Origin of the sequence: Helcococcus kunzii ATCC 51366 (genome assembly GCF_000245755.1) — a bacterium.
In the GTDB taxonomy this organism is placed as follows: Bacteria; Bacillota; Clostridia; order Tissierellales; family Peptoniphilaceae; genus Helcococcus; species Helcococcus kunzii.
The window spans coordinates 807,335-819,498 of sequence record NZ_JH601088.1; the positions used below are offsets into that span (position 1 = coordinate 807,335).

The 12,164-nt window shown below is 25.9% G+C and carries 13 protein-coding genes; 11 read left to right on the forward strand and 2 right to left on the reverse strand.

What is annotated here, in order from left to right; translation table 11 throughout:
- Positions 1 to 81: 81 nt before the first annotated feature.
- A complete protein-coding gene (locus HMPREF9709_RS03560; protein WP_005397997.1) occupies positions 82 to 1,365 on the reverse strand; it encodes an ISL3 family transposase in 1,284 nt (427 codons plus the stop codon).
- Positions 1,366 to 1,730: 365 nt separating this feature from the next.
- Here HMPREF9709_RS03560 and HMPREF9709_RS03565 point away from each other — a divergent pair, with 365 nt between their 5' ends.
- From HMPREF9709_RS03565 to HMPREF9709_RS03610, 10 genes are all read left to right on the forward strand, one after another.
- Positions 1,731 to 2,159 carry a hypothetical protein gene (locus HMPREF9709_RS03565; protein ID WP_005397999.1) on the forward strand — a complete coding sequence of 143 codons (429 nt, stop codon included), beginning with the start codon at positions 1,731 to 1,733 and terminating at the stop codon, positions 2,157 to 2,159.
- Between the two features lies 1 nt (position 2,160).
- Positions 2,161 to 3,480: a hypothetical protein gene (locus HMPREF9709_RS03570; protein ID WP_005398000.1), complete on the forward strand. Its 1,320-nt coding sequence runs from the start codon at positions 2,161 to 2,163 to the stop codon at positions 3,478 to 3,480.
- Between the two features lies 1 nt (position 3,481).
- On the forward strand, positions 3,482 to 4,534 hold the full coding sequence (locus HMPREF9709_RS03575; RefSeq protein ID WP_005398001.1) for an ABC transporter permease family protein: 1,053 nt from the start codon (positions 3,482 to 3,484) through the stop codon (positions 4,532 to 4,534).
- Positions 4,531 to 5,205: an ABC transporter ATP-binding protein gene (locus HMPREF9709_RS03580; protein ID WP_005398002.1), complete on the forward strand. Its 675-nt coding sequence runs from the start codon at positions 4,531 to 4,533 to the stop codon at positions 5,203 to 5,205. The genes HMPREF9709_RS03575 and HMPREF9709_RS03580 overlap by 4 nt, the downstream gene beginning before the upstream one ends.
- Before the next feature lie 183 nt (positions 5,206 to 5,388).
- Complete coding sequence (locus HMPREF9709_RS03585) at positions 5,389 to 6,123, forward strand: gamma-glutamyl-gamma-aminobutyrate hydrolase family protein (RefSeq protein WP_005398003.1); 735 nt, start codon at positions 5,389 to 5,391, stop codon at positions 6,121 to 6,123.
- A 7-nt stretch (positions 6,124 to 6,130) separates the two neighbouring features.
- On the forward strand, positions 6,131 to 7,510 hold the full coding sequence (locus HMPREF9709_RS03590; RefSeq protein WP_005398004.1) for an APC family permease: 1,380 nt from the start codon (positions 6,131 to 6,133) through the stop codon (positions 7,508 to 7,510).
- A 27-nt stretch (positions 7,511 to 7,537) separates the two neighbouring features.
- Positions 7,538 to 7,921: a RidA family protein gene (locus tag HMPREF9709_RS03595; RefSeq protein WP_005398005.1), complete on the forward strand. Its 384-nt coding sequence runs from the start codon at positions 7,538 to 7,540 to the stop codon at positions 7,919 to 7,921.
- Positions 7,918 to 9,057: a trans-sulfuration enzyme family protein gene (locus HMPREF9709_RS03600; protein ID WP_040463815.1), complete on the forward strand. Its 1,140-nt coding sequence runs from the start codon at positions 7,918 to 7,920 to the stop codon at positions 9,055 to 9,057. Before HMPREF9709_RS03595 ends, HMPREF9709_RS03600 begins: the two co-directional genes overlap by 4 nt.
- Positions 9,058 to 9,086: 29 nt before the next feature.
- Positions 9,087 to 9,749, forward strand: coding sequence for a helix-turn-helix transcriptional regulator (locus HMPREF9709_RS03605; RefSeq protein ID WP_005398007.1), 663 nt, complete (start codon positions 9,087 to 9,089; stop codon positions 9,747 to 9,749).
- 62 nt (positions 9,750 to 9,811) lie between these two features.
- Positions 9,812 to 10,711, forward strand: coding sequence for a phosphotransferase (locus HMPREF9709_RS03610; RefSeq protein WP_005398008.1), 900 nt, complete (start codon positions 9,812 to 9,814; stop codon positions 10,709 to 10,711).
- 81 nt (positions 10,712 to 10,792) lie between these two features.
- Here the strand turns inward: HMPREF9709_RS03610 and HMPREF9709_RS03615 are convergent, their stop codons facing one another.
- Entirely contained in the window at positions 10,793 to 11,320 is a 528-nt protein-coding gene (locus HMPREF9709_RS03615) for a DUF4256 domain-containing protein (protein ID WP_005398009.1), read from the reverse strand.
- 185 nt (positions 11,321 to 11,505) lie between these two features.
- On the opposite strand from HMPREF9709_RS03615, the gene HMPREF9709_RS03620 reads away from it, so the two are divergent.
- Positions 11,506 to 12,045, forward strand: coding sequence for an NADPH-dependent FMN reductase (locus HMPREF9709_RS03620; protein WP_005398015.1), 540 nt, complete (start codon positions 11,506 to 11,508; stop codon positions 12,043 to 12,045).
- Positions 12,046 to 12,164: the final 119 nt, after the last annotated feature.

Below are 12,164 nucleotides of genomic sequence, written 5' to 3' on the forward strand. Positions count from 1 at the left end.
GGTTCTTTGTCAAATAGTGTTGGTAAAGAATTAGAATAACATTTTATTGGAGTTAGAGTAGAATCTAGCTCCATTGTTATTTTAAATTGTATTAAATTGTTGTTTTAATTTGAAAGAAATTAATATTCTATTTCTAAAGTGAAAGAATGACTTATATCCAAAAGCAACCTTTTTTATAGTTTTGATATAGTTATTTACTCCTTCAGTATAACCGTTTGAATAAGTATATTTTAATGCGTTGGTCACATATTCTATATGTTCAATTAATGTTTCAAATACTGTCCTCATCTCATCTGATACATTATCTTTTAGCATTACTAGATGTGTTTGTAAATCTTCAAAATTTTTAGTTCTAATGTCGCCTAGAATTATTTGATATGCATCATAAGTGTCTTTAAGCTCTTGATCACATTTTATACAATCTTCAACCAGTGTTTCCTGAGACTTAAGCTCTCTAAAATGTGTATATTTGTAAAAATGTGAAGATCGTAAGGTAGAAGAATCTTTAAGAATTAATTTCCAATATTTTTTAAGTCGTTTATATTCCATAGTTGAAGTGTTAAAATTTTTCATAGCAGCTATCCTAGTCTTATTTAAGGCTTTAGATATTAAATTTACAATATGGAATCTATCAAGAATTATCTTTGCGTTAGGAAACATCTCTGTTATCAAACTCATGTAAGGTGTGTATATATCAATACATACAGTCTCAACCATAGCTCTCGCTTCATCTGTAAATCTAGAGAAGTATTTAGTCAGAAAATGAAGTTGTCTATTTTCAACAATATCAATTATTTTATTATTTTCAACATCAGTAAAAATGAAACTCATTGAACCGTCAGCATCTTTAGTTGATTTAAACTCATCGAAAGAAATATGTTTGGGTAACCAAAGATAACTAGGTCTGTAAGATCTAAAGTCTTTGTCAATATATTTTGAAACAGTAGAATGAGAAACATTGTTTAAATTAGCGATATCAATCTCACTTACTTTTAGAGAAATATCTTTTAAAATTTTAGTTTTAAGTCTATTTGAAATTGATTTAAATTTACTAATTAGACTAGTTTCAGCGATGAAAGTAGATTTACATTCTTTGCAAAGAAATCTCTGTTTTTTAAGATCAATGGCGGCAGGTTGACCATTTACAGGAAGAATTCTAACAATTGAATTTTTGCTACCGTGTTTAATTATTTTACTATCATCACAATTACCACATTTAGGGCAAGAGTGAGATTTATATGTTAATTTAGCACAAAAAACAATAGTATGAAGATTGTTAATCAATTTTTCATAAATTTCATCAGAAAAACTTATATTATCATCTGTTATTGAAAGCATTTTTGTAGTAAAATTATTAAAAGACATTTTGTTCTCCTTAGATATGTTTTTGGTTAATCTAATTCTAAGATAAATTGAGCAATTTGTCTTTTTTTATTTTAAATTAAAGATAGCGTTGATGAAATTTATCCACCAACACTATTTATTGTAGAACCATATTTTAGAGGCAGTGTAAAAGCTGCCTTTTTTAATTATTTTTTATAAAGTATAAAAAAATTAATGTTTTCAAAAAATTAAATAAATAAGTTAAATCTTTATTCCTGTTCTCGCTAAATTGTATAATATAGAACGTTTATACAGTTTATTAATTAATGAATGAAAATGTTCACTTTTTTTTTTTTTTTTTGATATAATTAAAATAGCATAAGTAAATAATTTATTTGGAGGGAAAAATGGAAAACATAAAAAATAAAAAGAATATTAAATTATTAGTAAGTATGATGGCTTTCGCTTTAATTTTTGTATTTAGTTCCTTAGTAAATTCATTTCAAACAAAAATTAGTATTCCAAATAATCAAAAAAAAGTATTAGAATATAAACCTAGCGAGTATAGAAGAATGTATGCTTTTCATGATTATGGTTCTGTGGTTCCATTTGATGATGCAAAATTCCATGGAGAAGCATATGGTTTTGATAGAAATTACGTATATATGCAATATAAGAATGCTATTGGTGATAGTAAATATGTATATAAAATTGATGAACAATTCAATGGGAAAAAGGCGAGTAGGACTTCAGAAGCAAAATATGATTTCTTTAAAACTGATTCATATCTTAAAGTAGAAGGTGGATCAAATCAATATAAGATAACAATAAAATAATATGAAAAGAATTTATGATTTAACAAAATTAAATATTAAACTACTAAAGAATTATTTTATAATTTTATTATTACAATTTTTATTTATGCTAATTGTTTTTATGGGAATTGTTCCTAACTATAGATTTACTAATCAAACATATAATACATTTAAAAATTCTGCATTGTCCAAGTCTATACTATATTATAATGATATAGATGCGATAAATTTTAATGTTATGGATATAAGTAAGAAACAGAAAAATGATATTATAAATAAAATAAAAACTAATTTAATAAAATTAGAGGAAATTAGTAGAAGTAATAGCAATATTACTTCTACTTCTCCTAATATAAATAGATATTTTTTTGAAATAAATGGTGAAAAATATGATGCAGAAGTCATTGAAAAAGAAATACTTGATATATATTTAAGGGATAAAATCGATTTAATTTCTTCTGATAATATTAAAAAAAATACTATTCAAGCTTATATACTATCTAATGATAGAACAAGAGAGCTTTTTAATATTGGAGATGTTTTTGAAACATCAATAAATAATTACTATGATGATAAAACGGTAAATTCTACAGATGTAAAAATACAGATTGCTGGATTTCTTAGCAATGATATTCCTAATATTATAAGTAGGGGTGTTTACTCTGATGGAATTTCATCGGCAGGTTTATTATTTGATTATGAGTTACCTTCTGTAAATGATATACATATATTTTTTGAATATAACGATTTATTAAAATCAATAGATTCAATTGATAAAATGTCGAGTAATAACTTATTTTCTAAAATAATTTATTTTAATCAAAATACTAAAGACGAAGAAATAAACAAACTTAATGAAAAAATATTATCACTTAATATAGGTAATTCCAATACAAGTAAACAATTGCTTGAAAACCAAAAAAATAATATCAATTATTTATTAAGTAAGTCAGTTGATAAAATAATTATTGCGATTATTCTGATTATTACAACTATTATAGTTTCTTCTTTTATTAATTCAAAAAAGACAAAGAAAGCTATTATAATATATAGATTAAATGGAGCAAAAATAAAAGATATTATTATTGCAAATTTTATTACAAATATATTACCTTTTATAATTGTATTTTTACCTTATACAATCTTTTCACTAATAAGAAATTCTCGATTTTATGCAAATATCACCGGAGATATTTATTTTAGTAAAATCAGATCATTATTAACTTTAAATGAAATTTTAATTATTTCACTATTTGTATTTAGTATTATTCTAATATATATAGTTTTATCCAGTATAAAGATGATTAATTTTTATAAAACTGATAAGAAAGTAGGAAAATGAAATGAGGTATATAAAATTTTATATAAAAAATACTATTAAATGGGTTTTATATAATTCTTTACTACTATCGATTATTCTTTTTTGTATTTTTCAATTATATGGAAATATAAATTTTCAGTATTACAAGGATAATTTAGAGATATTAAAAAATGTTGGAATATATGGAAATATAGATAGAATTGATATGAATATTATCAAAAAATTAGAAAAAATTGATAAGTTTCGAAATATAAACTTTTTATTAGAATTGCCTGATTTAGAACATGGTAAAGACGAATATATAGATAAAATAAAATTTAGTGTAATATATGGAGAGAAAAACAACATTTTGAAAATGGGAGAAATAATTGATAATAATTCTTCTGGAAATATAATTGTTTCACCAGAATATTTTAGTAAAAATGGATATTCATTACATGATAAAATAAAAATAAATGACAGTATTTTTACTATTGTTGGAGTAAGTAATTATAATATTGAAAATACGTTTATTATCTCATATAAGGATTATAAAAAACTTGGTTTGAAAGTAAATGGGTATTTTTTACGAGCAAATGATAAAATAAAAAGAAATGATATTAATGAATTTCTTCAAAGCGCAAGAAATATATTTAATGATGAAACATTAAAAATAGATCATCCAAATAATGATATTTCAAATATATTGGATGAGATAATATTTTCATTTATAATTTTTGTTTTAGGTTTATTAAATATGTACAGTTTATATAAATTTACATTATACAAAAAAGCAAATTTTATGAATGTACTACTCTTATCTGGATTTAGCAAAAAGCAAATTTATATTTCAGAGATTGTGTCAATTTTATTGACTTTTGTATTTGCTAATATTTTTTCAATATTATCTTATCTATTATTTAATAAATTTATTTTAAATAATATTTTTAATATAAATAATAATCTTATGTATGCAGAAAATTATATATATGTATTCTTAATTTATATTGTTTTCTATTTATTATCTATGTTGCTAATATTAATTAATAATTTTACTATATTTATTTCAAAAAATATTAAGGAGTCTAATATATGATAAGTATGTCTAAACTATCAAAAACATTTGTTACTAAAGGGTTAGATAATCTTCAAGTACTAAAAGATATTGATTTTAGTGTTAATAAAGGAGATTACATTTCTATAATGGGTACTAGTGGTGTAGGGAAAACGACTTTACTTAATATTATTGGTTTGATTGAAAAATTTGATTCAGGTACATATCTTTTTGATAATATGGATGTAACTAAATTAAGTGAGAACGAATTAGCTAAAATTAGAGGAAAAAGAATTGGATATGTATTTCAAGATTATTTTTTACTAGATGAACTTACAGTTTATGATAATATATATGTTTCATTAATATTAGAAAAAAAATCGAATAAAAAAGAACTAAATAATCGAATAAAACAATCGATTATTTCTTGTGGATTGGATACTAAAATATTAAATAAAAAAGTAGGATTACTTAGTGGGGGACAAAAACAAAGAGTAGCAATAGCTCGTGCAATTGTAAAGAAACCGGATATTATTCTTGCAGATGAGCCAACTGGTTCAATAGATGAATCAAAAAAAGAAGAAATATTAAATTTGTTTGATTTATTAAATGAACAAGGAATTACAATTATATTAATTACACATGATATAAGTGTTGCAAATAGAGCAAAAATAAGATATAAAATTGAAAATAAAAATATTTTTAAGTATTAAATTAAGAATATATAAATCATACTTTTTTATAAGAAAAAGATTAATAATAAGATTAAATGGAGTTAGAGTAAAATCTAGCTCTATTTTTTTTATTTATCTTGAAAACATTAACATAATATTGTAGAATATGATTATAATATTATAAAATATTATAATGCATTATAAAATATTATAGGAGGCATAATGAAACATAACAAAATAGTAGTTGGTATTTCAGGTAGTGTGATTGTCGATCAAGGTGGTATTTTCCCAGGTTATAGACGTTCATATGTTAATGAAGATTATGTGTTATCTGTTATTGCTAATGGGGGAGTTCCATTTATATTACCTGTAACAACTGATGAATCCATTATCGAATCATACATAGATAATATAGATGCTTTAATTTTATCTGGTGGACATGATATATTTCCATTAAATTATTCTGATCAGCCTTTACAGAAAATAGGTGAGGTATATCCTGATAGAGATAATTATGACTTTAAGTTATTGGAGTTAGCAATAAGGAAAGATATTCCGATTTTGGGAATTTGTCGAGGTTTTCAAATAATAAATGTGTTTCATGGTGGATCTTTATATCAAGATTTATCATATAGAGATGAAGAGACATTTAAACATAATCAAGGACATTCTTCAGATTTGGTGACACATACTATACATATAAAAAAAGATAGTAAATTATTTTCATTGTTAGAAGATGAAAAAATACTTGTAAATTCATTTCATCATCAAATTGTAAAAGAGGTAGGTGATGATTTAGAAGTGTCAGCACAAGCGGAAGATGGTGTAGTTGAAGCTATTGAACATAAATCATATAAGTTTATGTTAGGGGTACAGTGGCATCCTGAGATGTTACATAAAAAAGAAAAGCTTATGAATAATATATTTAAAGAGCTAATAGATCAAGCTAAAAAGTGAGGAAATCATGAAGAAGAAATTAGGATTTTATTCGATAATTTTATTGACAATTAATTCAATAATTGGGACAGGAATATTTTTATCACCAGGTTCAGTAGTTGCAAAAGCTGGCGATAAGGCACTTATTGTTTATGTACTTGCTGCTATATTTGCAGCAGTATTAGCGGTGACATTTGCTGCTGCAGCGAAATATGTTTCAAGTGGTGGAGCTGCTTATGCTTACACAAAAGAAGCTTTTGGTAATGACGCTGGTTTTTATGTTGGTATAACTAGATACTTCGCAGCAAGTATTGCATGGGGAGTAATGGGGACAGCAGTTATAAAAACAGTGTTAAATATTTTTAAGATGGATAGTTCAAATACTGTAAATATTAGTATTGGTTTTTTAGTGCTAATGGCTGTATTATTAATTATCAATTTATTAGGGACAAAAGTTTTTGAAGCAATTAATAATTTATCTACTATAGGTAAAGTTGCGGCCCTGATTACAACTATATTGGTAGGATTTGGAATTATTATTTTTTCAGGTGTAAATAATATTGATTCAATTAAAAACTTAGTAGATGACAGTGGCAAAGCTTTAGGATCAAATATGGATATATCCACTTGGGTAATGGCAGTTATTGCAGCATTTTATGCATTCACAGGGTTTGAAAGTGTTGCTAGTGGATCAGAAGATATGGAAGAACCTGAAAAGAACTTGCCAAGAGCTATACCGATAGCTATTGGAATTATTGCTATTATTTATATTGGTATTGTTGGTGTTGCTATTATGATTGATCCAAAAGCAATTGTAGAATCAAAAGAAGTTGTTGCACTTGCTGATGTATTCCAAAATCCAATTATAAATAGAATAATCATAGTAGGAGCTTTAATATCAATGTTTGGTATAAATGTTGCTGCTTCTTTCCATACACCACGTATCCTTGAAGCCATGTCTAGACAAAAGCAAATCCCAAGTGTATTTGCAAAACGTACTGATAAGGGATTCCCAATAGTTTCCTTTTTAGTAACTATAACAATTGCAATTATTATACCTTTAGCATTTAAATTTGATATGACAAGTATCATGATTATAAGTTCAATATCTCGTTTTGTTCAATTCTTGATTGTTCCTTTAGCCTTGATTACATTCTATTATGGAAAAGAAAAAGGAAAAGTAAATAAAGTTAAAAAGAGTACGATTGTAGATCTTATTATACCAATAATTGCATTTGTTTTTACTTTATTACTATTATACAAATTTAATTGGAAAGGTCAATTTACAACATTAAATGAATCAGGAGAAAGTGTAACAAATACATTTGCTATAGTCTCAATGATTATAGGATATGTAATTATGCCACTTATTCTTATGATTTGGAGAAAGAAAGCACATAGAAAATAATTGAATTAAAGATTTGAGGAGGGAAGTATGATAAAACGATTAACATGTAACAAAACACCAAAAGCTGTAGGGGCATATTGTGTAGCAACTAGAGTTGGAAATTTAATTTTCACTTCAGGTCAATTACCTATAAATGCAGAAACTGGTAAAATTGATGAAGTAGATTCTATAGAATGGCAAGTAGAACAATCAATGAATAATATTAAATACATTTTAGAAGAAAATGGCTCTTCATTAAATAGTATCGTAAAGACAACAGTATATCTTTCAGATATTAATGATTTTGCTAAATTTAATGAAGTATATAAATCATTTTTTGAAGAGTCATATCCTGCAAGAACTGCATTTGAGGTTGGTAAATTACCGATGAATGCTTTAGTTGAGATAGAATGTATCGCAGAGGTAGAATGATGTGTAACACTAAACTTTTACATGGATATGATGTAGTTGATAAATACACTGGTGCGGCTTCCATACCAGTGTATCAAACCTCTACATTTAGCGTGAGTGATTTATATACTGAAGAAAAACGACATATGTACACAAGATTTTCAAATCCAACGATTGATGCTCTTGAAGGAGCAATTGCATGTATTGAAAATTCCAAATACGCATTAGTGTATTCTTCAGGAATGGCAGCAATATCTCAAGTATTGATGTTATTAAAAAATGGAGATCATGTAATTTTTCCAAATGAAGTATATGGAGGAACTTGTCAATTTTCAAGAAAAATATTACCACAATATGGTATAGAAACATCTTATGTTGATATGTCAGATATTGAAGTGGTTAAATCACATATAAAAACTAACACAAAGATGATATATATTGAGACACCTTCAAATCCTTTATTGAAAGTAACAGATATAAAAACTATTGTGGAAATTTGTAAACAAAGAAATATTTTAAGTGTAATAGATAATACATTTATGACAAGTTTATCTCAAAATTGTATAAATCTAGGTGTAGATATAGTAGTTGAAAGTGTGACTAAGTTTATTAATGGTCATAGTGATGTTGTTGCAGGATTGGCTGCTACGAACAATGAAGAAATTTTTGATAAATTAAAACTATATCAAAAGAATTTTGGGGCGATTTTAGGTGTACAAGATGCATGGCTTGTCTTAAGAGGGATAAAAACTATGGGGATAAGATTAGAAAAGTCTATATCAAATGCTCAAAAAATAGCCGATTTTTTATCACATCATCCTAAAATAAAAAAGGTATATTATCCAGGACTTAAAGATCATAAAAACCATGATATACACATGAGTCAAGCTAAAAATGGCGGAGCTGTTTTATCATTTGAATTAGAATCAAAAGAAGCTTTAATTAAATTTACAAATAAAATAAAGATTCCTATTATCGCTGTAAGCTTAGGTGGTGTTGAATCCATTATCTCTCACCCTGCAACGATGTCTCATGCATGTCTATCTGAGGAAGAAAGAAGAGAACAAGGGGTGTTATGCACGCTGTTAAGACTTTCATGTGGTATAGAAGGTGTTGATGATTTAATTGAAGATTTTAAGCAGGCACTAGAAGATTAGATATTTGGAATTTTGTGGTAGGAGGGGGAATGGATATATTAGATAAATATATAAAATTTTTAGATTTTCTTGTTGAATTTTTAGGTAAAGATACAGAAGTTGTTTTACAGGATTTTAGAAATGGTTTTGATCATTCTGTCGTTTATATAAAAAATAACTTATCTGGTCGAAAAAAAGGTGCACCAGCAACAGATTTTGTTATGGATGTATTTAAATCTAAGATATATTTACATAAAGATTATATTGTTAATTACCGTACAAAATCACTAAACGGTATGCAGTTATATTCATCTTCATTTTTTATTAAAGAAAATAATAAATTAATAGGTATGATTTGTCTAAATACTGATAAATCTAAAATATTAAAATTGAAAAATTTATTTGAGGCAAGCTTAAAAATAATTGATGAAGAAACCACAATAGAATACATAGATGACGATGAAGAACTTGTTAAGGAAACATTTTTTTCAAATTCTGAAAATTTGATCGATGCTGTAATTTTAGAAGAAACTCAAGGTAAAGATATATCTAAATATCCTCTTACCAAAGATGAGAAAGTCGCAATTGTGCGTTCTCTATATCAAAAAGAATTTTTCAACTTGAAAAATAGTATTGAAAAACTAGCTAATGTTTTTTCTATGTCAGAAGTAAGCATTTATAAATATATTCAACAAGTTAAAAGTGAACAGTAAATTTTTTTGATAATTTCTAAATATTATGTTATCCTATAAAAAATAATTTGATAGGGGGTTTTATGGATAATATAAAAAATATTGTTGAAAAATATAATATTGTAAAGATAGAGCCTATTAATAAAGGATGGTCAGTTGATGATAAATATATCTTAATTGATAAAGATAACAATAAGACTATTTTGAGAATTTCTCCCCCTGATCAGTACGAAAAGAGAAAACGACAATATAAGATGTTACAAAAAGTTTCCACTTTAGATATCAATACAACTAAAGCTATAGACTTTGGTTTATTAGATAATGACTATGTTTATATGATTATAAGTTTTATCGAGGGTGGAGATGGCATTGTTATGTTACATGATGCTGATGATGAAACAGCATATAAATTTGGATATGAAGCTGGTTGTATATTACAAAAAATCCATTCATTAGATGTCGGTAGACAAGAAAAAACTTGGAAGGAAAATTATCAAAATAAAATAGAAAGAAAAATATTTGCAATAGAAAATTGCGGTGCAAAAATTGAAATGCAAGATGAGATTATCAAATACTATAGAGAAAATGCACATATAATTGATAATCAACCAATTAAATTTTGCCATGGAGATTATCATTTAGGAAATATGTTAATAAAAGATGATGATTTAGGCATAATAGATTTTGACAAATCTGCTTTTGCTGATCCCTATGATGAGCTTAAGACTTACAGGTGGAATGTAATAGTCAATAAGTATTTTCAGACTGCGTTAATAAATTCATATTTTGATAATAAAATTCCAGATAAATTTTGGAAAATTCTTAAGTTTTATACGGCTGAGGCGATGATATCTCAATTGCCATGGGCTATGCAATTTGGCAAGAAAGACATAGAAATGGCTTATTTTATGATAAAAAAACAATTAGAATGGTATCAAAACCTAGAATTAGATATACCAACGTGGTATATGGGGATTAAATAAGAGAAAGGAGCTGATTCTAAAAAAAAGAAAGTCTTTAGAATCAGCTCCTTTTATTATTTTTTAAAATAATTTTTAATATACCTAAATCTCAATCTTTGCTCTAAATCCTCTTGCAGCATAATAGGAGTCTGCACCATTGTGGTATATGAAACAAGTATTATATCTTTTATCTCCAAATATAGCTCCACCAAGATTTCTTATACTGTCTGGAGTAAGTAACCAGGATGAAGTTTTTAAATCAAAGTCTCCTAATGATTGTAAAAATTTATATTCTCCTTCATTTAACATTGTCAATCCATATTGTTCGCATATTTTCATTGCACTATTTTCTGGTTTGTTTTTCTTTCTAGATTGTAATGCTTTATCATCATAGCAATAAGATCTCCTATTTGGGCTTTCTTTACTTGTATCCATAATTATATATTTATCGTTTTTATCATCGTAAGAAACTATATTTGGTTCACCTTCAGTTTCTTCCATGTAATCTAAAGCTTGTATTATTTTATCATCTTTAGAGATTTTATCTTCAATTTTGTCCCACTCTACATTGACAAATGCGCTTTTATTTATTCTCTCTTTTAATATGTTTAGTAAAACTTCTGTTTCCATTTTATCCTCCTATAATATTTAACTCTATTATAACGTATTAGTGAAAAAATGATTTATTTTAATATTATTAAAAATAATTACATTATTGCAAAAAAATGATGTTTAGGTAATACCCCCGGGGGGTATATTAGATGTTGTAGTTAGAAATTACAAATAAATGACAATATATATAAAGGAGAAAAATTATGTCAAAGAAAATTGGAGTTATGGTAGGAAGTTTAAGAGCGGAATCATTTAATAAAAAGGCTGCAAAAGCTATAGTGGAATTATTACCTCAAGATTTTGAAGTTGAATTTTTAGAAATTGGAAATTTACATTTCTACAATGAAGAATTTGATGTGGAAACACCAGAAATTATTGAAAAATTTAGAGAAAAAATTACTGAAAAAGATGGATTTATTATTTTCACACCAGAATATAACAGATCCGTAGCACCTGCATTAAAAAATGCAATTGATATAGCTACAAGACCATGGGGACACAATCTTTGGATAGGTAAAAAAATTGCTGTAGGTTCTGCTTCAATATCTGGTACAAGTGCGTTAAGATCTAATTATGAAATGAGAACAATATTAACTTTCTTAGGCGCTGAAGTATTATCTCAACCTGAATTAATGCTAGGAGCAGTACAAAATATATTTGATGAAAATGGTAATGTTATAGAAAGTTCAAAACCATTCTTTCAAGCATTTGCAGATGGATTTATAAATTTATTTAATAAATAATTAATATCATAACAAATGATGAGGCTGTTCTAATATAACTTTTTGTTATTTTAGAACAGTCTTTTTTTTTTATATAATTTTTAGGAATATATTACTAAAAGATTACAATTTATATGATT

Coding starts and splice junctions, on each gene's coding strand:
- HMPREF9709_RS03590 (WP_005398004.1), top strand. CDS start 6,131: ATGAAGAAGAAATTAGGATTTTATTCGATAATTTTATTGACAATTAAT.
- HMPREF9709_RS03560 (WP_005397997.1), bottom strand. CDS start 1,365: ATGTCTTTTAATAATTTTACTACAAAAATGCTTTCAATAACAGATGAT.
- HMPREF9709_RS03605 (WP_005398007.1), top strand. CDS start 9,087: ATGGATATATTAGATAAATATATAAAATTTTTAGATTTTCTTGTTGAA.
- HMPREF9709_RS03580 (WP_005398002.1), top strand. CDS start 4,531: ATGATAAGTATGTCTAAACTATCAAAAACATTTGTTACTAAAGGGTTA.
- HMPREF9709_RS03615 (WP_005398009.1), bottom strand. CDS start 11,320: ATGGAAACAGAAGTTTTACTAAACATATTAAAAGAGAGAATAAATAAA.
- HMPREF9709_RS03565 (WP_005397999.1), top strand. CDS start 1,731: ATGGAAAACATAAAAAATAAAAAGAATATTAAATTATTAGTAAGTATG.
- HMPREF9709_RS03585 (WP_005398003.1), top strand. CDS start 5,389: ATGAAACATAACAAAATAGTAGTTGGTATTTCAGGTAGTGTGATTGTC.
- HMPREF9709_RS03620 (WP_005398015.1), top strand. CDS start 11,506: ATGTCAAAGAAAATTGGAGTTATGGTAGGAAGTTTAAGAGCGGAATCA.
- HMPREF9709_RS03575 (WP_005398001.1), top strand. CDS start 3,482: ATGAGGTATATAAAATTTTATATAAAAAATACTATTAAATGGGTTTTA.
- HMPREF9709_RS03600 (WP_040463815.1), top strand. CDS start 7,918: ATGATGTGTAACACTAAACTTTTACATGGATATGATGTAGTTGATAAA.
- HMPREF9709_RS03570 (WP_005398000.1), top strand. CDS start 2,161: ATGAAAAGAATTTATGATTTAACAAAATTAAATATTAAACTACTAAAG.
- HMPREF9709_RS03610 (WP_005398008.1), top strand. CDS start 9,812: ATGGATAATATAAAAAATATTGTTGAAAAATATAATATTGTAAAGATA.
- HMPREF9709_RS03595 (WP_005398005.1), top strand. CDS start 7,538: ATGATAAAACGATTAACATGTAACAAAACACCAAAAGCTGTAGGGGCA.